General features: G+C 72.8%; 21 protein-coding genes. 16 read left to right on the top strand and 5 right to left on the bottom strand.

The window, feature by feature from the left end:
- Window positions 1-19 precede the first annotated feature (19 nt).
- Window positions 20-1,558: an FAD-dependent oxidoreductase gene (locus LIX60_RS13275; protein ID WP_227958597.1), complete on the bottom strand. Its 1,539-nt coding sequence runs from the start codon at window positions 1,556-1,558 to the stop codon at window positions 20-22.
- A gap of 218 nt (window positions 1,559-1,776) precedes the next feature.
- On the opposite strand from LIX60_RS13275, the gene LIX60_RS13270 reads away from it, so the two are divergent.
- Entirely contained in the window at window positions 1,777-2,346 is a 570-nt protein-coding gene (locus LIX60_RS13270) for a TetR family transcriptional regulator (RefSeq protein WP_227958596.1), read from the top strand.
- Between the two features lie 72 nt (window positions 2,347-2,418).
- Here LIX60_RS13270 and LIX60_RS13265 read toward each other — a convergent pair whose 3' ends face one another.
- Window positions 2,419-3,312, bottom strand: a complete 894-nt coding sequence (locus LIX60_RS13265; protein ID WP_227958595.1) for a phosphorothioated DNA-binding restriction endonuclease — start codon at window positions 3,310-3,312, stop codon at window positions 2,419-2,421.
- Window positions 3,313-3,423: 111 nt separating this feature from the next.
- Window positions 3,424-4,005, bottom strand: coding sequence for a hypothetical protein (locus LIX60_RS13260; protein WP_185831215.1), 582 nt, complete (start codon window positions 4,003-4,005; stop codon window positions 3,424-3,426).
- Window positions 4,006-4,278: 273 nt separating this feature from the next.
- Here LIX60_RS13260 and hemL point away from each other — a divergent pair, with 273 nt between their 5' ends.
- The 6 genes from hemL to ccsB all read left to right on the top strand — a co-directional run bounded on the left by hemL (window position 4,279) and on the right by ccsB (window position 10,891).
- A complete protein-coding gene (hemL, locus tag LIX60_RS13255) occupies window positions 4,279-5,598 on the top strand; it encodes a glutamate-1-semialdehyde 2,1-aminomutase (RefSeq protein WP_227958594.1) in 1,320 nt (439 codons plus the stop codon).
- A 212-nt stretch (window positions 5,599-5,810) separates the two neighbouring features.
- Window positions 5,811-6,455, top strand: coding sequence for a histidine phosphatase family protein (locus LIX60_RS13250; RefSeq protein ID WP_227962758.1), 645 nt, complete (start codon window positions 5,811-5,813; stop codon window positions 6,453-6,455).
- 101 nt (window positions 6,456-6,556) lie between these two features.
- Window positions 6,557-7,174, top strand: a complete 618-nt coding sequence (locus LIX60_RS13245; RefSeq protein WP_227958593.1) for a TlpA disulfide reductase family protein — start codon at window positions 6,557-6,559, stop codon at window positions 7,172-7,174.
- Window positions 7,175-7,223: 49 nt separating this feature from the next.
- A complete protein-coding gene (locus LIX60_RS13240; RefSeq protein WP_227962757.1) occupies window positions 7,224-7,976 on the top strand; it encodes a cytochrome c biogenesis CcdA family protein in 753 nt (250 codons plus the stop codon).
- 3 nt (window positions 7,977-7,979) lie between these two features.
- A complete protein-coding gene (locus LIX60_RS13235) occupies window positions 7,980-9,785 on the top strand; it encodes a cytochrome c biogenesis protein ResB (protein ID WP_227958592.1) in 1,806 nt (601 codons plus the stop codon).
- Window positions 9,782-10,891 (top strand): c-type cytochrome biogenesis protein CcsB, encoded by a 1,110-nt coding sequence (gene ccsB, locus LIX60_RS13230; protein ID WP_227958591.1) that lies wholly within the window; start codon window positions 9,782-9,784, stop codon window positions 10,889-10,891. Before LIX60_RS13235 ends, ccsB begins: the two co-directional genes overlap by 4 nt.
- A 145-nt stretch (window positions 10,892-11,036) precedes the next feature.
- Here the strand turns inward: ccsB and LIX60_RS13225 are convergent, their stop codons facing one another.
- A complete protein-coding gene (locus tag LIX60_RS13225; protein WP_227958590.1) occupies window positions 11,037-11,384 on the bottom strand; it encodes a PLDc N-terminal domain-containing protein in 348 nt (115 codons plus the stop codon).
- 88 nt (window positions 11,385-11,472) lie between these two features.
- Between LIX60_RS13225 and LIX60_RS13220 the strand changes: the two genes are divergently transcribed.
- Both LIX60_RS13220 and mqnP read left to right on the top strand, forming a co-directional pair.
- A complete protein-coding gene (locus LIX60_RS13220; RefSeq protein ID WP_227958589.1) occupies window positions 11,473-12,924 on the top strand; it encodes a menaquinone biosynthesis decarboxylase in 1,452 nt (483 codons plus the stop codon).
- Window positions 12,921-13,871, top strand: a complete 951-nt coding sequence (gene mqnP / locus LIX60_RS13215; protein WP_374117850.1) for a menaquinone biosynthesis prenyltransferase MqnP — start codon at window positions 12,921-12,923, stop codon at window positions 13,869-13,871. The genes LIX60_RS13220 and mqnP overlap by 4 nt, the downstream gene beginning before the upstream one ends.
- 95 nt (window positions 13,872-13,966) lie before the next feature.
- Here mqnP and LIX60_RS13210 read toward each other — a convergent pair whose 3' ends face one another.
- Window positions 13,967-14,518 carry a rhomboid family intramembrane serine protease gene (locus tag LIX60_RS13210; protein WP_227962755.1) on the bottom strand — a complete coding sequence of 184 codons (552 nt, stop codon included), beginning with the start codon at window positions 14,516-14,518 and terminating at the stop codon, window positions 13,967-13,969.
- Between the two features lie 194 nt (window positions 14,519-14,712).
- On the opposite strand from LIX60_RS13210, the gene LIX60_RS13205 reads away from it, so the two are divergent.
- The 7 genes from LIX60_RS13205 to LIX60_RS13175 all read left to right on the top strand — a co-directional run bounded on the left by LIX60_RS13205 (window position 14,713) and on the right by LIX60_RS13175 (window position 21,630).
- Window positions 14,713-15,525, top strand: a complete 813-nt coding sequence (locus LIX60_RS13205) for a UbiX family flavin prenyltransferase (protein ID WP_227958588.1) — start codon at window positions 14,713-14,715, stop codon at window positions 15,523-15,525.
- A gap of 138 nt (window positions 15,526-15,663) precedes the next feature.
- A complete protein-coding gene (locus LIX60_RS13200; protein WP_019707731.1) occupies window positions 15,664-16,116 on the top strand; it encodes an Lrp/AsnC family transcriptional regulator in 453 nt (150 codons plus the stop codon).
- Window positions 16,117-16,179: 63 nt separating this feature from the next.
- Window positions 16,180-17,358, top strand: a complete 1,179-nt coding sequence (gene mqnE / locus LIX60_RS13195) for an aminofutalosine synthase MqnE (protein ID WP_043470173.1) — start codon at window positions 16,180-16,182, stop codon at window positions 17,356-17,358.
- A gap of 185 nt (window positions 17,359-17,543) precedes the next feature.
- On the top strand, window positions 17,544-18,374 hold the full coding sequence (locus tag LIX60_RS13190) for a UdgX family uracil-DNA binding protein (RefSeq protein WP_227958587.1): 831 nt from the start codon (window positions 17,544-17,546) through the stop codon (window positions 18,372-18,374).
- A 171-nt stretch (window positions 18,375-18,545) separates the two neighbouring features.
- Window positions 18,546-19,070 (top strand): GNAT family N-acetyltransferase, encoded by a 525-nt coding sequence (locus tag LIX60_RS13185; protein WP_039820545.1) that lies wholly within the window; start codon window positions 18,546-18,548, stop codon window positions 19,068-19,070.
- A gap of 86 nt (window positions 19,071-19,156) precedes the next feature.
- Window positions 19,157-19,510 carry a DUF4229 domain-containing protein gene (locus LIX60_RS13180; RefSeq protein ID WP_374117849.1) on the top strand — a complete coding sequence of 118 codons (354 nt, stop codon included), beginning with the start codon at window positions 19,157-19,159 and terminating at the stop codon, window positions 19,508-19,510.
- Between the two features lie 803 nt (window positions 19,511-20,313).
- Entirely contained in the window at window positions 20,314-21,630 is a 1,317-nt protein-coding gene (locus LIX60_RS13175; protein WP_374117848.1) for a dicarboxylate/amino acid:cation symporter, read from the top strand.
- Window positions 21,631-21,827 lie beyond the last annotated feature (197 nt).

Genomic DNA, 21,827 nt, shown 5'->3' with positions numbered 1-21,827 from the left:
GCCCGGGCACGGCCGGCCGTCAGCTGCCGGAGCCGGGCGGGGACGGCGGTCCGGCCCAGCGGTGGAGGGCCGTGCGGAGGCCGGACGGGGACGGGGCGTCCGAGGCCCAGGCCACGTAGCCGTCGGGGCGGACGAGCAGGGTGGTGCGCCGGTCACCTGCCCAGTGCACCGGCCGGACCCGGCTCCCGTATCCGGCCAGCGCCTCCTTCAGCCCCGCCTGTCCCGGCCCGTCCGCCGGAGCCACGAGGACGAACCGGCCCCCGCGCAGGGCCTCGTGGAGCCGGGCGGGGGCATCGGTGCCCGCGGCGGCCCCGGGTGGAGCGGCGAGCCGGAGGTCCGGGGCGCGCCGCCCCGTCAGGACGTGCGCCCCGCGTCCGGCGGGGTAGGCGACGCCGATGCCGGTGACGTTGCCGAGCGCGCGCCGGCCCACGGGACCGATCCGGCCGACGGCCAGCGCGGCCAGCCGGCGCGCGCCGAGCCCGGCCGGGCCCGAGGCCATCGCCAGGCGCAGGATCGCGCCGCTGCTGCGCAGCACCATGCGGCCGACCGGGTGCCGCTCGTCGTGGTAGGTGTCCAGCAGGCTGCCGGAGGCACCGTCGCGGAGGACGGCGGTGAGCTTCCAGCCGAGGTTGGCCGAGTCCTGCAGGCCGGTGTTCATGCCCTGTCCGCCGGCGGGGGAGTGCACATGGGCGGCGTCGCCCGCGAGCAGCACCCGCCCGGTGCGGTAGGCGGGGACCTGACGCTCCTCGCTGTGGAACCGGGACAGCCAGCGCGGGTCCCGCATCCCGAAGTCGTCGCCGAGCGCGCGGCGCACGATGTCCCGCACCTCCGCCAGGTCCACCGGCGCGTCGTCGGGCACCTGGCGGTGCCGGTTCCAGCCGCCCACGCGGTACCAGCCGTCGCCGAACGGCACGACGAGCGCGAAGTTCTCGCCGTCGCCCCGGAGCGCGAGCAGCTCCGTCGGCTCCCGGTCCAGCCGCACATCGGCGAGGACCAGCGAGCGGATCACGGAGCCGCCGGGGAAGGGCAGGCCCAGGGCGCGGCGGACGGTGCTGTGGTGGCCGTCGGTGCCGGCGAGGTACGCGGCACGGTGGGTCGCCGTGCCGTGCTCCTCGGCGGCGGTCACCTCGGCGGCGGTCACCTCCACTCCATCGGGGTCCTGGCGCAGGCCGGTGACCTCCGAGCCGTACCGGAAGCGGACCCCGTGCTCCGCGGCGCGCCGCTCCAGCAGCCGTTCGACCTCGTACTGCGGTGTGACCAGGAGGAACGGGAAGCGGCTCGGAAGCCGGCCGAGGTCGAGGGCGAGGGTGCCGAAGAGCTCGACGCGCTCCAGGGGCGTGCCGCGCGCGACCAGGTCGCCGGCGACGCCGCGGGCGTCGAGCTGTTCCAGGGTGCGGGCGTGCACGGCGAAGGCGCGGGTCAGCGAGGAGCGGCCCGGCGGGCGTTTCTCCAGGACGGTGACGGAGAGCCCGGCCTCGGCGAGGTCGCCGGCCAGCAGCAGCCCGGCGGGGCCGGCGCCGACGACAAGCACGTCCGAGGTGGTGAGGGGGGTGCGCATATCCGCCTCCTGGGAACGGCGCGGTCTGCCCCCGTGATCCGGGGGGCCGCGCCCGCCGATGATGTCAACGGTTGTTGGCCAACGCTTGTTGGCAAGCGTAGGGGTGCGGCTCAGCGAGGTCAACAGGGGGGCTCCGCAGGGACGTTGGCGTGCCGCTGCGGTGCGCGGCCGTCGGCCCACGGCTGTTGGCCCACAGGTGTGGGCCTAGGCTGACCGGTATGGATCCCGCACCCGTCCGCCGCTCCCAGGCCACCCGCGACGCGATCCTCGCCGCGGCCCGCGAGCGCTTCGCCGCCGACGGGTACGAACGCGCCACCATCCGCGCCATCGCCCGGGAAGCGGGGATCGACCCGTCGATGGTGATGCGCTACTACGGCAACAAGGAGGGCCTGTTCGCCGCGGCCTCCTCCGCCGTCGACCTCCGCCTCCCGGACCTCGGCGCCGTACCGCGCGAGGAGATCGGCACCGTCCTCGTCGCCCACTTCCTGGAGCGCTGGGAGGAGGACGAGGTGATGACGGCGACCCTGCGCGTCGGTGTCACCAACGCGGCGGGCGCCGAGCGCACCCGCGCGATCTTCCGGGAGCAGCTCGGCCCGGTCGTCGCCGCCGTCTGCCCCGACCCCGCCCAGGCCGCCGTCCGCGCGGGACTCACGGCCTCCCAGATGCTCGGCATGGCGCTGACCCGCTACGTGCTGCGGCTGCCGCCGGTGGCGGAGATGCCCCGCGAGGAGGTCGTGGCCTGGCTCGCGCCGACGGTGCAGCGCTATCTGACGGCGGCGGCGCCGTGACGGGGCGGCACGTCACGGTGCCGGACTGACGCGGACGCGCATTCTGTGAGGGGGGCGCGGAGGCTGTCGGGGTCAGGCGGCCGTGGCAGGGCGTGGTTCGCCGCGGAAGACCTGTCGGGTGTGCCAGTCGCGGTGAGCCGCGGCAAGAGGGCGCGAGCCGGGCTGCGGGCCGATGAGCGGGCGTCCCGCGAGCGCTATGACGTGCTCGCGGGCGGCGGGGCTGTGACCGGTGAAGCGTTGTGAGACGAGGATGCGTTGGTCGTGTCCCACGCCGAGGACGCCCTTGTCGAAGAGCTTGTGGTGCAGCGCGCACAGGCACAGCCCGTTGTCCGTCTCGTCGGGTCCGCCGAACGCCCACCAGCGCACGTGGGCGGCCTCCAACCCGACCGGTACCGCGCCGATCCTGCCGTCGTATCCGCAGAAGGCGCACCGGTACTCGTAGGCGGTCAGCACCAGTTGCCGCATCCTCCGGTCCCGCTGCCTGCGCACCGCCGGGAGCTGCTCGGCCTCGGCCGGCTCCAGGTCCAGGCCGACGGCTTCGCACAGTTCGCCGTGCAGAGAGGGCGGGAAGTGGAGGTCGAGCAGCAAGCGCGCGATGCTGCCGAGCAGGTCCGGTTCACGCCGCAGGGCCGCTCTCAGGTCCGGCGCGAGCTGCCCGGTGGCCCCCGTCCCGCGGAGGTCCCGTACCCCGCTGCCGGGGCTGCCCGGTCCGCGATCGGTGCGGACTTCCCATACGCCGTCGCCGACCAGGTGGTGGAAGGGGTAGGCGGGTGTCGTCTTGTGGGGCGGTCCGTACTCGGTCAGCAGTTGCTGCAGATCCTGCTCCACCGCGGTGTAGCGCAGACCGCCGTCGGCGTCCTCCTGGAACCGGCCGAGGGCGTAGAGGAGCAGCAGCGGCTTGTGCGGAGCGCGCGTTCCGCCCTTGGTCCACTGCCTCAGCTTCGCGATCCGCTCCAGCCAGTCCATGGCGGCTGAGCGTAGTGTGCCCCTCGATGTGCCCGGGCGGCCGGCGGCCCCTCCCGGCGCATGACGAGGGCGGAGCCCGGAAGCCCCGCTCAGTCCGCGGGAAACCCCGGCTCAGGGCCAGACGAGGCAGTACGGCTGGTGGCCCGCGTGGTGGAGGCGTTCGGAGAAGTCCTGCCACTCGTGGAGCAGCTGGTAGACGGTGAAGGCGTCGCGCGGGCCGCCGCGGTCGGGGACGGTGGACCAGATGAAGGCCGCCGCGCCCACCGCTTCCTCGCCGACCCCGCGCAGCGGGTCGACGGCCGTCACCGGCAGCTTGACCACGGCGTAGTCGGGGTGGAGGACGACCAGTTCCAGCGGCGGGACCTTGTGCAGCGGTACGCCCTCGATGCCGGTGAGGACCATCGCGGCCATCGTCTCCGGCTTGATCTTGGTGAACATGCCGCCCATGCCGAGCTCGTCACCGCCGAGTTCCTCCGGGCGCATGGAGACCGGGACGCGGGCGGCGGTCGCCCCGTCGGGCGCCCCGAAGTACTTGTAGGTCACCCCCACGCGGCCACTCCTGCTCCCCCTCGGTGCCTCGGGATCACGCTCGCCCCGGTGCCGGCCCCTCCCCCGGCGGGCCGCACGGGAGGCGCGGGCGCGCTCGGGGTCCAGGTCGTCCGTCCCCTCGCCCAGTCCGCCACCGCGATGCATAGTCTCCACCCGATAAGTCGCGGCACAGGCCGCGCAACCCGATCATCGTCTCAGAGACATCCCCAGCGACCGGCGGCCGAAACGCCCGGCCGCACACGATCCTGCGGGGCTCTGAGACCATGGCTTGTGTGACTTACTCCTGCATGCCCCAGTCTCGCAGACGTACGGACGGCTGAAGGTCTCGTCTCAGTGTCGGAGGAAAGTCCCGCACCTTTGTCAGCCGGGCGCGGCCGCCGCCGTCCCCCACCTACGCACCCGCAGGTCAGGATCAACGTGTCTTTTCCGTATGAAGCTCCCGTCTCCCAGGCGCTCTTCGACCGCGCGGCCGCCGTGACACCCGGTGGTGTGAATTCCCCGGTCCGCGCCTTCGGTGCCGTGGGCGGTACGCCCCGGTTCATGGTGTCCGGTGCGGGTCCGTACCTCACCGACGCCGACGGCCGCGAGTACGTCGATCTGGTGTGCTCCTGGGGTCCGATGATCCTGGGCCACGCGCACCCCGGGGTTCAGGAGGCCGTACGGGCGGCGGTGGCGCGCGGTACGTCCTTCGGCACGCCCGGGGCGGGCGAGGTCGAGCTCGCCGAGGAGATCGTGGCCCGGGTGGCGCCCGTGGAGCAGGTGCGGCTGGTGTCCTCCGGGACCGAGGCGACGATGTCCGCGATCCGGCTGGCCCGCGGCTTCACCGGCCGCGCCAAGGTGGTCAAGTTCGCCGGCTGCTACCACGGGCACGTGGACGCCCTGCTGGCCTCGGCCGGCTCCGGGGTGGCGACCTTCGGGCTGCCGGACACCCCCGGGGTGACGGGCGCGCAGGCGGGCGACACGATCGTGCTGCCGTACAACGACCTGGACGCCGTGCGGGCCGCGTTCGCCGCCCACCCGGAGCAGATCGCCTGCGTGATCACCGAGGCGTCCCCCGGCAACATGGGCGTCGTCCCGCCGCGGCCCGGCTTCAACCAGGGGCTGGCCGACCTCTGCCGGGAGAACGGCGCGCTGTACGTCTCCGACGAGGTCATGACCGGCTTCCGGGTCTCGCGGGCCGGCTGGTACGGCCTCGACGGGGTGCGGCCGGACCTGATGACCTTCGGCAAGGTCATGGGCGGCGGCTTCCCGGCGGCGGCCTTCGGCGGCCGGGCCGACGTCATGGCTGCGCTCGCCCCGGCGGGCCCCGTCTACCAGGCGGGCACCCTCTCCGGAAACCCGGTCGCCACCGCAGCCGGCGTCGCGCAGCTGCGGCTGCTGGACGACGCCGCGTACGAGACGCTCGACGCGGTCTCCGCCGAGGTGCGGACGCTGGTGACGGAGGCGCTGGCCAAGGAGGGCGTCGCGCACCGGCTGCAGACCGCGGGCAGCATGTTCTCCGTCTTCTTCACCGACGAGGCCGTGACGGACTACGCGACGGCGAAGACCCAGGCCGTCCACCGGTTCACCGCCTTCTTCCACGCGATGCTCGCGCACGGGGTGTACCTGCCGCCGTCGGCCTTCGAGTCGTGGTTCGTCTCCACGGCGCACGACGGGGCCGCGGTGGAGCGCATCGCGGCCGCGCTGCCGGCCGCGGCCCGTGCCGCCGCGGCGGCGGCTCCGGGGGCGGATGCGTGATGGCCGGTCCGGGCGGACGGGAACGGAACGGGAGAGCGGAAGGGGAGCGGAACGGGATGGCAGCCAGCAACGGCAGCGCCGGTGGCGGCAGCACAGCCGGTGGCGGCAGCGGCTCCGGCGGTGGCAGTGGCCCGGGCGGTGGCAGTGGCCCGGGCGGCGGCAGTGGCTCCGGCGGCCCGGCGGGCGGCGACGAGATCACCGTCGTCCATCTGATGCGCCACGGCGAGGTGCACAACCCGGACGGCGTGCTCTACGGGCGCCGGGCCGGCTACCACCTCTCCGAGCTCGGCCGGAAGATGGCCGAACGGGTGGCCGAACACCTCGCCGGCCGCGACCTCACCCATGTCGTCTCCTCCCCGCTGGAGCGGGCCCGGGAGACCGCCGGACCCGTCGCCAAGGCGCACGCGCTGACCGTCGCCACCGACGAACGGCTGATCGAGGCGGCCAACGTCTTCGAGGGCAAGACCTTCGGCGTCGGGGACGGCGCGCTGCGCCGGCCCGCCAACTGGCGGCACCTGACCAACCCGTTCCGGCCCTCCTGGGGCGAGCCGTACGTCGAGCAGGTCGTCCGGATGATGGCGGCGCTGCACGCCGCCCGCGACGCCGCGCGGGGACACGAGGCGCTGGCCGTCAGCCACCAGCTGCCGATCTGGACGGTGCGCAGCTATGTCGAGAAGCGGCGGCTGTGGCACGACCCGCGCAAGCGGCAGTGCACCCTGGCGAGCCTGACCACGTTCACCTTCCAGGGTGACCGGATCGTCTCGGTCGGCTACACCGAGCCGGCCCGGGACCTCGTCCCGGCGCATCTGCTCGCGGGCGCCAAACCGGTCAAGGGCGCCAAGGGCTTCGGCGCCTGAGAGGGACCCCGGGGGCCCCGGCCACAGGCGGTTCCCGGGCGGGCGGGGTGCGGGCAGGGGGGTGCGGAAGATCGGCCAATCGGTCATGCGAAACTTTTCACATGAGTGCCTGCCACACCCCCCGAGGCCGCACGTCCCGCCGCCGCACCGCCGCCCTCGCAGCCGCCGCCGCGGCCGGAATGCTGCTGCTGACGGCCTGCGGGGGCGGAGAGACGTCCAAGGGCTCGGGCAACACGGGCTTCGTCGCGGGCGACGGCGGCATCGACCGCGCGGCGAAGGGCGACCGGCAGAAGGCCCCCGACCTGTCCGGTGAGACGGTGGACGGCGGGCGGGCCGCGCTCGCCGACTACCGGGGCGAGGTCGTGGTCGTCAACGTCTGGGGCTCCTGGTGCGCCCCCTGCCGGGCCGAGATGCCGCATCTGGTGAAGGTCGCGAACGACACGAAGGACGAGGGCGTCCGCTTCCTCGGCATCAACACCCGCGACCCGAACATCACCCCGGCGAGAAAGTTCGAGGAGGAGTTCGAGGTGCCGTATCCGAGTCTCTACGACCCGGTCGGCAAGCTCATGCTCCGCTTCCCCAAGGGCAGCCTCAACCCCAAGGCCATCCCGTCCACGCTGGTCGTCGACCGGGAGGGGAAGATCGCCGCCCGTGCGCTCAAGCCGCTGGGCGAGGACGAGCTGCGCGAGATGATCGAACCGCTGATCGCGGAGAAGTGATTCCGTGACGACGCTCCACGCCGCGGAGACCTTCACCGCGGAGACGTTCATTGCCGCGGAGACGTTCAACGAGACCGTGCTCAGCGGGGCGCTGTTGCTCGCCCTGCCGATCGCCGTGCTCGCCGGGCTGGTCTCCTTCTTCTCCCCCTGCGTGCTGCCCCTGGTGCCGGGCTACCTCAGCTACGTCACCGGCGTCAGCGGCACTGATCTGGCCGAGGCCCGCAAGGGGCGGATGGCGGCCGGTGCCTCGCTGTTCATCCTCGGCTTCACCGCCGTCTTCGTCTCCTACGGCGCCCTCTTCGGGAACTTCGGCTTCACGCTGGAGGAGTACCGGGAGACGATCACCAAGGTCCTCGGCGCCCTCACCATCGTGATGGGCCTCGCCTTCATGGGCGTGCTCGGCGGCTTCACCCAGCGCGAGTTCCGCTTTCACCGCAGACCCGCGATGGGCCTGGCCGGGGCGCCCCTGCTGGGGGTGCTCTTCGGCATCGGCTGGACGCCGTGCATCGGCCCGACCCTCGCCGCCGTCAACACCCTCGCCTTCAACGAGGCCAGCGCCGCCCGCGGCGCGCTGCTCACCGTCGCGTACTGCCTGGGTCTGGGGGTGCCGTTTCTGCTGGCCGCGGTCGCGTTCCGGCGGGCGCTCGGCGCCTTCTCCTGGGTCAAGCTGCACTATGTGTGGGTGATGCGGGCGGGCGGCCTGATGATGATCGCCGTCGGCCTGCTGCTCGTCACGGGCGTCTGGGACCGTCTGATCGGCGGCCTCCAGGTCTGGTCCTCCACCTTCACCCCGGGAATCTGATCCATGGCCGAGACGACGAAGAACGCCGAAGCCGGCACCAGGGCCGGGAACGGCGACGACCCGGCGGCCGGGCCGGACGGCTCCGCGTCCTCCGGGCTCGGCGCGGCGGGCTCCCAGCTGTCCACCGCCCCCGACGAGAGCGCCCCGCTGCCCGGTCTGGGCGTCATCGGCTGGGCCCGCTGGTTCTGGCGGCAGCTCACCTCGATGCGGGTGGCGCTGCTGCTGCTCTTCCTGCTGTCGCTGGGCGCGATCCCCGGCTCGCTGATCCCGCAGACCGGCGTCGATCCGATGGCCGTCGAGGAGTTCCGGGCCGAGAACGAGACGCTGGCGCCGCTCTACGACAAGCTGGGCCTGTTCCACGTCTACAGCTCGGTGTGGTTCTCGGCGATCTACATCCTGCTGTTCATCTCCCTCATCGGCTGCATCGTGCCGCGCACCTGGCAGTTCGCCGGCCAGCTCCGCGGCCGCCCGCCGGCCGGCCCGAGCCGCCTCACGCGGCTCCCCGCGTATACGACCTGGCGGACCGCCGCCGCGCCGGAGGAGGTGCTGGACGCCGCCCACCGGACGCTGCGCCGGCGGCGCTTCCGCGCGTGGCGCGGCGGGGACACCGCCGCCGCGGAGAAGGGCTATCTGCGGGAGGCGGGGAACCTCGTCTTCCACATCGCGCTGATCGTGATGCTCATCGCCTTCGCGGCGGGCAGCCTGTGGAAGGCCGAGGGCGGCAAGCTGATCGTCAAGGGCGACGGCTTCACCAACACCCTTCCCCAGTACGACGACTTCCGCGCCGCGAGCCTCTACGACACCGACGAGCTCACCCCGTTCGGCTTCCGGCTGGACGACTTCGAGGCCACCTTTGAGCGCGGCGGCCCGCAGAACGGCACCCCGCGCACCTTCCGCGCCGACGTCACCCACTGGGAGGGCGCGGACGGCGCGGAGAAGAAGGGGAGCATCGAGGTCAACCATCCGCTGGAGGTCGACGGCACCAAGGTCTATCTGATCGGCTACGGCTACGCGCCCGTCGTCACCGTCAAGGACGGCCAGGGCGACGTCGCCTACCGGGGGCCGGTGCCGTTCCTGCCGCAGGACACCAACAACACCTCCGTCGGCGTGATCAAGGTGCCCGACGCCCGCGACAAGGACGGCGAGAAGACCCAGCTCGGCTTCCAGGGCCGCTTCCTGCCGACCTTCGCCCTGGACGAGGTGCGGGGCCCGCACTCCACCTTCCCGGCGCTGGACTACCCGGTGCTGTCGATCAACGCCTTCATGGGCAGCCTCGGCGTCGACGCGGGCATCCCGCAGAACGTCTACCAGCTCGACACCCGCAAGATGAAGCAGTTCAAGGAGAACGGCGACCTCTACCGGAAGTTCCTGCGGCCCGGCGAGACCGTGCAACTGCCGGACGGCCAGGGCTCGCTGACCTTCGACCGCGTCGAGGAGTGGGCCAGCTTCCAGATCTCCAGCCAGCCCGGCAAGGGCTGGGCCCTGGGCGGCGCCGTCGCGGCGCTGCTGGGACTCGCGGCCTCCCTCTTCATCCAGCGGCGCCGGATGTGGGTCCGGGCGCGGCCGGCCGCGGACGGCTCCGGCACGGTCGTGGAGATGGCCGCGCTGGGCCGCAGCGAGTCCGCCCGGCTGCCGGAGGAACTGGCCGATCTGGCCGTGGCCCTCCGGGAGACGGCCCCGCCGGTACCCGAGCCGGACGCAGACACAGCCGCCGGGAAGCCGGCCGAAGAGACAGCCGCCGGAGAACCAGCCGGCGACGACCGTGAGAACCCCGATCCCGCTGGTCCCGCCGAAGGAGCGCGCGCGTGAACCTCGCAGCCGCAGCCAATGAGAACCTGGCCACCATCAGCAATGTGCTGATCTACTCCGCGATGGCCGTCTACGTCCTGGCCTTCGGCGCCCATATGGCGGAGTGGGTGCTGGGCGGCCGCAGCAAGGTCGGCCGCACGGCCGCCGCGCTGACCGAGAGGCCCGCCGGGCAGGCCGGAGCCGCCTCCGGGGCCGCGTCCGCGCCCGCCGTCCAGGTCACCGGCCGGGGCGGCACCACCGTGCTGGAGCGCCCCCGGGTCGTGACCCGGGGCGCGGCCGGCAGCCGGGACGTACCCGACGGGCCGGGCGCGGCGGGCGGTGACGAGGGCGGCGACCTCTACGGCCGGATCGCCGTATCGCTCACCACCCTCGCGTTCCTGCTGCACGCCGGCGGGGTGCTGACCCGCGCCCTGTCCGTGGAGCGCGCCCCCTGGGGCAACATGTACGAGTTCTCCACGACCTTCTCGATGGTCGTGGTCGGCTCCTACCTCGCTCTGCTCCTCGCGAAGAAGCCGGTGCGCTGGCTCGGCCTGCCGCTGGTCACGACCGTGCTGCTCGACCTCGGCCTCGCCGTCTCCGTGCTCTACACGGAGAGCGACCAGCTCGTCCCGGCCCTGGACTCGTACTGGCTGTGGATCCACGTCTCCTGCGCGATCATCTCCGGCGGGGTGTTCTACCTCGGTGCCGTCGCCACCGTGCTCTTCCTCTTCCGCGACCGCTACGAGGCCAAGCTGGCGGCCCCGGAGGGCAAGCAGCCCGGCGCCTTCGCCGACTCGGTGCTGAGCCGGCTCCCCGCGGCCGCCACCCTGGACAAGTTCGCGTACCGCGTCAACGCGCTGGTCTTCCCGCTCTGGACCTTCACGATCATCGCGGGCGCCATCTGGGCCGAGGCCGCCTGGGGCCGCTACTGGGGCTGGGACCCCAAGGAGGTCTGGTCCTTCATCACCTGGGTCGCCTACGCCGGCTATCTGCACGCCCGCGCCACGGCCGGCTGGAAGGGCCGCAAGGCCGCGTACATCGCGCTGGCCGCCTTCGCCTGCTTCCTCTTCAACTACTACGGCGTCAACATCTTCGTGACCGGCAAGCACTCCTACGCCGGGGTGTGAGCGGGGCGGTCCCCCGCGCGACCCCGCCGCGACAGCGCAACGAGAAGGCGCCCTCCGATCAACGGGGGGCGCCTTCTCGTCGTGCCGTACGGGCGGGCGGGCGGGCCGGGGCCGGGGCCGAGCCCGCGGGTGTTCCCGGGCCGGGTCAGGCCGCCGGGCCGTCGTCCGGGCCGTTCCCGTCCTTCTTGCGGTCCTTGTGCTCGTCGTCGAGCGAGCGGAGGAAGTCGGGGTTGTCGTCGGGCGCGATCCACTGGCCGCCGCCGCCGCGCACTCCGCGCCCGCCCCAGCCGCCGCCCGCCCCCGCGGTACGCCGCGGCCGGCCGGCCAGCAGCCACGCGAGCGAGCCGAACAGCACATAGCCGAAGAGCACCACGATCAGCACCCACACCGGCTTCGGCAGCTTGCGGACCTGGTCCTCAGGCGTGTTGAGGCAGTCGATGAACGCGTAGATCCACAACGCCAGGACCAGGAGAAACGGCAGATACCTCAACATGTCGGAGCAGGCCCCCTGAAGTACGGTGGCGGATCCGGGACAGCCCCGGTGACAACTCCAGCGTACGGGGTGACGGATACTGGTCCGCATGGCTTACGACGATCTGCGCTCGCTGCTGCGGGCGCTGGAGCGCGACGGTGACCTCAAGCGCGTCAAGGCCGAGGTCGATCCCTACCTGGAAGTGGGGGAGATCACCGACCGGGTCAACAAGGCCGGCGGTCCCGCACTGCTCTTCGAGAACGTCAAGGGCTCCTCGATGCCGCTGGCGATGAACGTCTTCGGCACCGACCGCCGGCTGCTCAAGGCCCTCGGCCTGGCCTCCTACGGCGACATCAGCGACAAGATCGGCGGGCTGCTCAGGCCCGAGCTGCCGCAGGGCTTCACCGGGATGCGCGAGGCGTTCGGGAAGCTCGCCGGCATGACGCACGTACCGCCGAAGAAGGTCAAGGACGCCCCGGTCCAGGAGACCGTCCTCACCGGCGACGACGTCGATCTCGACCAACTGCCCGCGCTGTTCACCTGGCCGGAGGACGGCGGCTCCTTCTTCAACCTCGGCCTCACCCACACCAAGGACCCGGAGACCGGGATCCGCAACCTCGGCCTCTACCGGCTCCAGCGGCACGACCGGCGCACCATCGGCATGCACTGGCAGATCCACAAGGACAGCCGCAACCACTACCAGACGGCCGCCCGGCGCGGTGAGCGGCTGCCGGTCGCCATCGCCTTCGGCTGCCCGCCGGCGGTCACGTACGCCTCCACGGCCCCGCTCCCCGGCGACATCGACGAGTACCTCTTCGCCGGCTTCGTGCAGGGCAAGCGGATCGAGATGGCCGACTGCAAGACGGTGCCGCTGCAGGTGCCGGCGCGGGCCGAGGTGGTACTGGAGGGCTGGCTGGAGCCGGGGCGGATGCTGCCGGAGGGGCCGTTCGGCGACCACACCGGCTTCTACACCCCGCAGGAACCGTTCCCCGCACTGACCATCGACTGCGTGACGATGCGGAAGCGGCCGCTGCTGCAGTCGATCGTGGTCGGCCGGCCGCCGACGGAGGACGGTCCGCTGGGCCGGGCCACCGAGCGGTTCTTCCTGCCGCTGCTCAAGATCATCATCCCGGACATCGTGGACTACCACCTCCCCGAGGCGGGCGGCTTCCACAACTGCGCGATCGTCTCGATCGACAAGAAGTACCCGAAGCACGCGCAGAAGGTGATGCACGCCATCTGGGGCGCCCACATGATGTCGCTGACCAAGCTGATCATCGTGGTCGACTCCGACTGCGACGTGCACGATCTGCACGAGGTGGCCTGGCGTGCGCTGGGCAACACCGACTACGCCCGCGACCTCACGGTGGCCGAGGGCCCCGTGGACCATCTCGACCACGCCTCCTACCAGCAGTTCTGGGGCGGCAAGGCCGGTATCGACGCCACCGCGAAGCTGCCCGAGGAGGGCTACACGCGCGACGGCGGCTGGCCGCGGATGGTGCTGCCGGACCCGGAGACCGCCGAGCTGGTCAGCCGGCGCTGGGCGGAGTACGGGCTGTGAGCGCGGAATCCGCGGCCTCCGGGCGCCCCCTGCCGGAGCGGGAGCCCGTCCCGGCGCGGCCCGCCGGGGCCGGGAAGGGCGGGGTCCGGGCCTTCCTGCGGCTGGTGATGATCGAGCACTCGGTCTTCGCGCTGCCCTTCGCCTACATCGCCTCGCTCACCGCGATGTTCCTGGACGACGGGACCGTCCACTGGTGGGAGCTGTTCCTCGTCACCGTGGCGATGGTCGGGCTGCGGACCTTCGCCATGGCCGCCAACCGGATCATCGACCGCGAGATAGACGCCCGCAATCCGCGCACCGCGGGGCGGGAGCTGGTGACGGGCGCGGTGTCGGTGCGCTCCGCCTGGACCGGCGCGCTGATCGCCCTCGCCGTCTTCCTGGGCGCGGCGGCCCTGCTCAACCCGCTCTGCCTGGCGCTGGCGCCGATCGCCGTCGTCCCGATGGTGGTCTATCCGTACGGCAAGCGGTTCACGGACTTCCCGCACGCCATCCTGGGACTGGCCCAGGCGATCGGCCCGGTCGGGGCGTGGATCGCGGTGACCGGGGCCTGGTCCTGGGACGCGGTGGTCCTCGGGCTCGCCGTCGGCGTCTGGATCGGCGGCTTCGACCTGATCTTCGGCAGCCAGGACGTGGCGGCGGACCGCGCCGAGGGCGTGCGTTCCGTCCCCGCCCGCTTCGGCGTCCCGGCCGCGCTGCACGGGGCGCGCGGCGCGCATGTCGTCACCACGGGACTGCTCGTCTGGTACGGGGTGCTGACGGGCGCGGGCGCGTTCTTCTGGGCGGGCCTGGCGATCGTGGCGGTGGCGTTCGTCTACGAGCACTCGATCGTGCGGCCGCACGACCTGTCCCGGCTGAACCGGGCGTTCTTCACGGTCAACGGCGTGATCGGTGTGGTGCTGTTCCTGTTCACCCTGCTCGACCTGGTGGTGCGCGGACTGACCGTGTGAGGCGGCCGGTCGTGTGAGGCGGCTCGGCGCGTGAGCGGCACCCGCACCGGGAGCGGCGCCGCGCCGCGCCGGTGCTCCCGGTGCTCCCAGGGGCGTCAGCCGACGATGGTCTCCCGCCGCCCGCCCGCACCGGCCCGGCGGCGGAACACCACCGCCGCGATCACCCCGCCGATCAGCCCGAAGAGGTGGCCCTGCCAGCTCACGGAGCCCGCGGTGGGCAGCACGCCCCAGATGATCGAGCCGTACAGCACGGCGATCACCAGGCCGACGATGACGTCCGTCACCACCCGGTCGATGAAGCCCCGCACCACCAGGTAGCCGAAGAGGCCGAAGACGACGATCGAGGCGCCGGCGGTGACGGACCCGGCGGGGGCCGTCAGCCAGACCCCGAGCCCGCCGGTCACCACGATCACCGCGACGACGGCCAGGAAGCGGCCGATGCCGCGCAGCGCGGCGAGGAAGCCGAAGAGGGCCAGCGGAACGGTGTTCGCCGCGACGTGGTCGAAGCCGAAGTGGAGGAAGGACGCCGGAATCACGTCGCGCAGCTCGCCGGTGTCGCGCGGGGAGACGCCGTAGGTGTCGAGGGAGTTGCCGGTGGCCACGTCGACGAACTCCAGCAGCCACAGCAGCGCCACCCAGACGGCCATCAGACCGGCCGCGGCCTTCGCCTTCTGGCCGCCGCTCGGCTCGGGCCGCGGGGCGGGCCGCCCCGGTGGCGGCCAGCCGGATCCGTAGCTTCCGTAGCTCATGGTTCCCCCTCACGCTCCGTGTACTTCTGCCCAGAAGAACGGCCGGGGTACCTTGTCCTGTTCCGGCCGGGGGCTCCCGATAGGCTCGAACCGTGGAGCCGCCGCACGGAGAACAGTACGAGACGACCGGCGCGCCCCCGGTCCGCGCGGGGCGCCGCCCCTGGGTCGTGGGGGTGTCCGGGGCGTCCGGCACGCCCTACGCCGCCGCGGTGCTGCGGGCGCTTCTGCATGCCGGGGAGACGGTGGACCTGGTGGTCAGCCGGGCGTCCCGGCTGACCCTGCTGGACGAGACGGGGATCTCCTTCCGGGACGCGCACTGGCGGGAGGACCTGCGCCGCTGGCTCGCGCGGGGCGCCGACGGCACCCCCGACCGCTTCGAGGCGTCCCTGCCGGACCTGGAGGCGGTGCGGTACTGGCCGGCCGGGGATCTCGCGGCGGGGCCGTCCTCGGGCTCGTATCCGGTGCGCGGCATGCTGGTCGTCCCGGCGAGCACGGCCTCCGTGGCCGGGATCGCGCTGGGGCTGTCCAAGGATCTGCTGCAGCGGGTGGCGAGCGTCACCCTCAAGGAGCGCCGCCCGCTGGTGATGGCCGTGCGGGAGACGCCGCTGAGCGGGCCGACGCTGCGCCAGCTGGTGGCGCTGGACGAGGCCGGAGCGGTGGTGCTGCCCGCCTCCCCGGCCTTCTACGCGGGCGCGACGGACATCCAGGACCTGGTCGACTTCGTGGCGGGCCGGGTGCTCGACGCGGCGGGCGTACCGCACAAGCTGTACCGCAGGTGGGACGGAGCGCTGGGCGGGGCCGCCGGGAACGGGACCGCAGCGGCCGGCGCGGCGGGCGGGACCGGTGGGACCGGCGGGGCGGCCGGAGACCGTCCCGGCCCCCGGACGGGCGGCGCGGGTGAGTGAAACCCGCATCCGAAGGCCCGTCCCCGATGGGCCGGGTGCTTCGCAGGCCGCACGCCCTGCGATTCTTGGATTCACAACTCCCATCCACGATCTTCGCGCATCGCGCGACAGTGCTGAGCATCGGAAGGCTTCAACGTCATGGACGCGGTGGACAGGCAGCTCATCCAGGCTCTGCGGGAGAACGGCAGGGCCTCGTACGCGGAGCTGGGGCGGCTGGTGGGGCTGTCGGGGCCGAGTGTCACCGACCGGATCAACCGCCTGGAGGGGGCGGGCGTGATCACCGGCTACCGGGCGACCGTCGACTCCGCGTCCCTGGGCCTGGGCGTCACGGCGCTGATCGGCATCTCGCTCTCGGACGCCACGGACCACGAGGACATGGCGCACCGGCTGCGCGATCTGGGCGAGATCGAGGACTGCTGGTTCATCGCCGGTGACGACTCCTACATGCTCAAGGTGCGCGCCACGGACGTGGACGGACTGGAGTCGATCATCCGCCGCCTCTCCGCGATCAAGGGCGTCTCCCGCACCCGTACCACGATCGTGCTCTCCACCAAGTGGGAGGACCGGGTCGGGGAACTGCCCGGGGAGTGAGCGCCGGGCGCGAGGGCGTAGGCTCGACGGAGTCCGATTGACGAGGTAATGGGAGGCTGCCGCATGGCTGCATCTGCTCAGGACGAGGGCCTCAAGCGCGAGCTGGAGCAGAAGGTTCTCGCCGGGGAGCGGCTGACCCGGGAGGACGGCATCGCCCTCTACGAGAGCGACGACCTGGCCTGGCTGGGCGGCCTGGCCCACGAGGTGCGCACGCGCAAGAACGGCGACGTCGTGCACTTCAACGTCAACCGGCACCTCAACATGACGAACGTGTGCACCGCGTCCTGCGCCTACTGCTCCTTCCAGCGGAAGCCGGGCGAGAAGGACGCGTACACGATGCGCATCGAGGAGGCCGTCCGCCTCGCCTCGGCGATGGAGGGCGAGAACCTCACCGAGCTGCACATCGTCAACGGACTCCACCCGACGCTGCCCTGGCGCTACTACCCGCGTTCGCTGCGGGAGCTGAAGAAGGCGCTGCCGGACGTCTCGCTGAAGGCGTTCACGGCCACGGAGATCCACCACTTCGAGACCATCTCGGGCCTGTCCGCCTCGGAGATCCTCGACGAGCTGATCGACGCCGGTCTGGAGTCGCTGACCGGCGGCGGCGCCGAGATCTTCGACTGGGAGGTGCGGCAGCACATCGTCGACCACCGCACCCACTGGGAGGACTGGTCGCGCATCCACCGTCTCGCCCACTCCAAGGGTCTCAAGACGCCCTGCACCATGCTCTACGGGCACATCGAGGAGCCGCGCCACCGCGTGGACCACGTGCTGCGGCTGCGCGAGCTCCAGGACGAGACCGGCGGCTTCCAGGTCTTCATCCCGCTCCGCTACCAGCACGACTTCGTGGACATGAAGGACGGCAAGGTCCGCAACCGGCTCCAGGCCCGGACCACCATGGCCACCGGCGCCGAGGCGCTGAAGACCTTCGCGGTCTCCCGGCTGCTGTTCGACAACGTGCCGCACGTCAAGGTCTTCTGGGTGATGCACGGCGTGCAGACGGCGCAGCTCGCGCTGCAGCACGGGGCGGACGACATGGACGGCTCGGTCGTCGAGTACAAGATCACGCACGACGCGGACAACTACGGGACGCCCGACAAGCTGACCCGTGAGGACCTGCTGGAGCTGATCCGCGACGCCGGCTTCCGACCCGTCGAGCGGAACACCCGCTACGAGATCATCAAGGAGTACCCGGGCCCGGACCCGGACCGGCGCGAGACGCCGCAGGCGATGCGGGTCTGAGCCGTCCGGGCTCTCCGTTCCCCGGCTTCTCCGTTTTCCCGGCTCCTCCGTTTCTCCGGCTCGGCTGTTTCTCCGGCTCCGCTGTTTCTCCGTTCCGTCCGCCCCGGATGCGCGTACGACGCGTCGCGTGTCCGGGGCGGACGTGCGCCGGGACTGGCCCCGCGGCGGCCGGGTACCCGCGCCGTATGGGACGCACCGAGGGCACCGGGAGGACCCGGGGCAGCGAGAAGACCCGGGGCGGCGGGACCGCGAGGGGGAGCGGTGGGGCCGGCGGTGGCGGCGGCCCGGAGGAGCGGTACGACGCCGCGCCGTTCGTGCCGCGCGGGACGGACCTGGCGGCGCTCCGCGAGTCCGTCGCCGGCTGCCGCGGCTGCCCGCTGCACCGGGACGCGACGCAGGCCGTCTTCGGCCGCGGTGACGCCTCCGCCCGCATCGTCCTCCTCGGGGAACAGCCCGGGGACCAGGAGGACCGGCGCGGGGAGCCGTTCGTCGGCCCGGCGGGCCGGGTGCTGGACGAGGCCCTGGCCGAGGCGGGCGTCGACCCGGGGGAGGCGTATGTCACGAACGCCGTCAAGCACTTCAAGTTCGAGCGCCGGGCCGAGCGCGGCAAGCGGCGCATCCACAAGCCGCCGACCCTGCGCGAGATGACCGCGTGCCGCCCGTGGCTCGCGGCCGAACTGGAGCTGCTGGACCCGGAGGTGATCGTCGCCCTGGGGGCGACGGCGGGCAAGGCGCTTCTCGGCTCCGCGTTCCGGGTGACGAAGGAACGCGGCCGGCTGCTGACCTGGTCCGCCCCGGAGCCGGAGCCGGGGCCGGAGAGCGGTGACGGCGACGGTGAGGGTGAGGGGCGCGGGGGCCGGGCCGACGGCGGGAAGGCCGGGGGTGCGGCCTGGGAGGGCCCGCTGGTGGCGACGATCCATCCGTCCGCCGTGCTGCGCGCGGAGGACGACCGCGAGGCGGTGCGTGCGGGGCTGGTCGCGGATCTGCGGATCGCGGCCGGGGTGCTGGACGGCTGAGGGCCGGCGGTCGTGGTCGCCCGACGCCCGACGCCCGGATCACGGATCACGGATCACGGATCACGGTTCGCGGCTCGCGCTCGCGGCTCCCGGCGGTCCGGCCCGACCGGGCGTCCCACAGCGTTCACCGCGCCGATTGAGTGGCGATCGGGTAAGGGCTAGTATCGCAAGGTGCCGCTTACCTTCACTCTGGATCCCCCCGTGTCCCCCGAACTCCGGGAGGGCATCCTCTCGCTGTGGGCGGACGTCTCCAACGCCGGGGGCGCCGTCGGCTTCCTGCCACCGGTGACCCCCGAGGAGATCCGGCCGGAGCTGGTCAGGCAGCTGGTGGCGATGGTCGAGGGGCGCAGCCGTCTGGTCGTCGGCACCGACGAGCGGGGCCGCCCGATGGCGACGGCCTTCCTCACCCTCAACACCCACCGGCTCATGCGCCACTGGCTGTGGGTGTACACCGTCATGGTGCACCCCTCCCTCCAGGGGCGGGGCGCGGGACGGGAGTTGATGGCCGCCGTCGCGGACGCCGCGCGTGGCGCCGAGGGCATCCGCGGTCTCCGGCTCACCTGCCGGGGCGGCACCGGCGCCGACCGCTTCTACGCCGCCTGCGGCTACAAGGAGGTCGGCCGGGTGCCCGACGCGATCAAGGTCGCGGAGGACGACTACCGGGACGACGTCACCATGTGGCTGCCGCTGGATTGACGGCAGGGGCGCTGTGCTTCACTGGGAGGACAGCCATACCAGCCATACCGGCCCATTCGGTCGCCGCCGTGAAGAAGGTTCCTCCCGTGAGCAGCAGCACGAGCAGCAGTAGCACCAGTGGCAGCAGCGCCAGTGGCGGGCAGAACGCCGCCATCCGCTACACCGTCCTGCGCTTCGCCCTGTTCGCCGCCTGTTTCCTGGCGGCCTGGGGCCTGAGCTACCTCGGTGTGGTCCCGGCGGGGATCGGGGACTCCCAGGTGTTCTGGGTCATCCTGCTCGGTCTGGTGCTCTCCGCGCCGCTGAGCTGGGTGCTGCTGCGGAAGCAGCGTCTGGCGATGTCCGAGCAGGTCGTGGAGAAGGTCGAGCGGGCCAAGCAGCGGCTGGCCGCCGACCAGCGCCAGGAGGACGGCGCCGACGACGCCGCCCGCGCCCAGGGCTGAGGCCGCGCCCGGGGCGTGAGCCCGCTCCGGGCCCGCCGCCCCGGCCCGTCCGGGCTTCCTGCGGAGAGCGCTCCGAAGGGCGCTCCGAAGAGAGCGCCGGGCGATCCCGCACCCCGCCGTCGAAGCGACCGCTTCCGGCGGGGTTCTTGCTGCTCAGGCGGATGATCTCCAGGCTGGATCATCTTCGCGCCTTCGATGTGAAGCGATATCGCCGCTCATCTTTGTGGTTCCCAGGTCCGGTGTTACGGTGGTGCGCATGACGACGACCGCGCGCCACTGCACACCGGGCATCCCGCTCGTGGCACGCCTCCATGTCGATCTCTGCCGCTGCCTCTCCGCGGCCTGTCGCCGCCACTGACGCGACCGAGCAGCCGTGCTGCCGCCCCGTACCGCCCGAGTGAGGGCGCGGGGTGCGACCACGGCCGCCCACCGCCCCGGGTCCCCCGGTTCCCGCACGCCCGCGCGTTTCCGGCGCGGTCTGCCCCCGGGTCCGTCCGGCCGGGCGGCGGCCGCCCTCCACGGCCGTCCCGTCTCCGGCGTCCGTCCCGCCCCCCGGGTCCGTGCCGCCGTCCTTCACGGGCCCGCGCCGCCGTGGCCCGCGGCGGCGGGGGCGCGGTCCGGGCCGGTGCGGCCCGTCCCCCTCCTCCCCTCCCACCTCTTACCGACGGAGTGTGTCCGTGACCACCGCGTCCTCCCCCAACGCCCCTGATGCGCCCGAGCCCTCCGGCTCTCCGGGCCCGGCCGGCTCTCCGGGCCCGTCCGGCACGGCACGAACACCCGGCCGGACGCCGAGACTTCCCCGTGTGCCCTTCTGGGCCCAGATACTCCTCGGCCTCGTCCTCGGTGTGCTGCTCGGCTGGGCCGCCCGCACCTGGGACATCGCCTGGCTGGCCGCCACCCTGGAGCGCACCGGCGGCCTCTTCGTGCAGCTGCTGAAGCTGGCGGTGGCCCCGCTCGTCTTCTTCGCGATCCTCGTCTCGATCACCAATCTGCGGAAGGTCAACAACGCCGCCCGGCTGGCCTCCCGCACCCTGCTCTGGTTCATGGCGACCTCGCTGATCGCCGTGGCCATCGGCCTCACCATCGGCCTGCTCACCAACCCCGGCGAGGGCACCGGCCTCACCCCCGCCGACGGCGCCCGCCCCGAGAACGCCGGCTCCTGGCTCGACTTCCTGACCGGCATCGTCCCGAGGGACGTCATCACGCCGTTCACCGAGCTCAACGTGCTGCAAATCGTCTTCATGGCCGCCGTGGCGGGCATCGCCGCCCTGAAAATCGGCGAACGGGCCCGCCCCGTCCTGGAGTTCAGCGAGTCGGTGCTCGTCCTGCTGCAGAAGGCCCTGTGGTGGGTCATCCGCCTCGCCCCGCTCGGCACCCTCGGCCTGATCGGCAACGCCATCGCCGCGTACGGCTGGGATCTGATCGGCAAGTACGCGACCTTCACCGCGGACGTCTACATCGGCTGCGCGCTGGTGATGTTCGGCGTCTACCCGCTGCTGCTGGCGACCGTCGCCAGGGTCAGCCCGCTGCAGTTCTTCCGCGGCGCCTGGCCCGCGATCCAGCTGGCGTTCGTCTCCCGTTCCTCGGTCGGGACGATGCCCGTCACCCAGCGGGTCACCGAACGCCTGGGCGTGCCGCGCGAGTACGCGTCGTTCGCCGTCCCGTTCGGCGCGACGACGAAGATGGACGGCTGCGCCGCGGTCTACCCGGCCCTCGCCGCCATCTTCATCGCGGAGATCTTCGGGGTGCAGCTGGGCCTCGGGGACTATCTGCTGATCGTCTTCGTCTCGGTCATCGGCTCGGCGGCCACCGCCGGACTGACCGGTGCCACCGTGATGCTGACCCTGACCCTCTCCACGCTGGGTCTCCCGCTGGAGGGCGTGGGCCTGCTGCTGGCCATCGACCCGGTGCTGGACATGATGCGCACCGCGACGAACGTGGCCGGGCAGTCGGCCGTGCCGATCGTCGTCGCGGCCCGGGAGAAGATCCTCGACCGGGAGGCGTACGACAGCGCCACCCTGTTCGACCCGGACGGCACCGACGCGGCGCCGGACGGGGAGAACACCGGGGACAGCGGCGCCGGACGGGAGCCCGTGGGGGCCGCCGCCGGACGGGCGTAGCGGGGAGCCGCGTCCCGTCGAGGGCCGTCGGGCCGGGTGACGCGTTCACCCGGCCCCGGCGGCTCTCCGCGTTGTGCCCGGCCGGCGCCAACACGCGCCGCAGGACGGGCAATCCGGGCATGCGGGCAGCCGCCGGCCGGGCCAGGGGCTGTCGGATGCGTCACAGCGCCCGGTTGGGACCGAGAAGTTACCGGTGA

The sequence above is a fragment of the Streptomyces sp. S07_1.15 genome, assembly GCF_020739505.1.
Classification (GTDB): domain Bacteria; phylum Actinomycetota; class Actinomycetes; order Streptomycetales; family Streptomycetaceae; genus Streptomyces; species Streptomyces xinghaiensis.
Note: the sequence above shows the minus strand (reverse complement) of the source record. Positions and strands in the feature narration are given on the sequence as shown.

What these genes read in the sequence shown, in the direction of transcription:
- LIX60_RS13275 (WP_227958597.1), bottom strand. Translation starts at nt 1,558, where the DNA reads ATGCGCACCCCCCTCACCACCTCGGACGTGCTTGTCGTCGGCGCCGGC.
- LIX60_RS13270 (WP_227958596.1), top strand. Translation starts at nt 1,777, where the DNA reads ATGGATCCCGCACCCGTCCGCCGCTCCCAGGCCACCCGCGACGCGATC.
- LIX60_RS13265 (WP_227958595.1), bottom strand. Translation starts at nt 3,312, where the DNA reads ATGGACTGGCTGGAGCGGATCGCGAAGCTGAGGCAGTGGACCAAGGGC.
- LIX60_RS13260 (WP_185831215.1), bottom strand. Translation starts at nt 4,005, where the DNA reads ATGCATCGCGGTGGCGGACTGGGCGAGGGGACGGACGACCTGGACCCC.
- LIX60_RS13250 (WP_227962758.1), top strand. Translation starts at nt 5,811, where the DNA reads ATGCGCCACGGCGAGGTGCACAACCCGGACGGCGTGCTCTACGGGCGC.
- LIX60_RS13245 (WP_227958593.1), top strand. Translation starts at nt 6,557, where the DNA reads ATGAGTGCCTGCCACACCCCCCGAGGCCGCACGTCCCGCCGCCGCACC.
- LIX60_RS13235 (WP_227958592.1), top strand. Translation starts at nt 7,980, where the DNA reads ATGGCCGAGACGACGAAGAACGCCGAAGCCGGCACCAGGGCCGGGAAC.
- LIX60_RS13225 (WP_227958590.1), bottom strand. Translation starts at nt 11,384, where the DNA reads ATGTTGAGGTATCTGCCGTTTCTCCTGGTCCTGGCGTTGTGGATCTAC.
- LIX60_RS13220 (WP_227958589.1), top strand. Translation starts at nt 11,473, where the DNA reads ATGGCTTACGACGATCTGCGCTCGCTGCTGCGGGCGCTGGAGCGCGAC.
- LIX60_RS13210 (WP_227962755.1), bottom strand. Translation starts at nt 14,518, where the DNA reads ATGGCCGTCTGGGTGGCGCTGCTGTGGCTGCTGGAGTTCGTCGACGTG.
- LIX60_RS13200 (WP_019707731.1), top strand. Translation starts at nt 15,664, where the DNA reads ATGGACGCGGTGGACAGGCAGCTCATCCAGGCTCTGCGGGAGAACGGC.
- mqnE (WP_043470173.1), top strand. Translation starts at nt 16,180, where the DNA reads ATGGCTGCATCTGCTCAGGACGAGGGCCTCAAGCGCGAGCTGGAGCAG.
- LIX60_RS13190 (WP_227958587.1), top strand. Translation starts at nt 17,544, where the DNA reads ATGGGACGCACCGAGGGCACCGGGAGGACCCGGGGCAGCGAGAAGACC.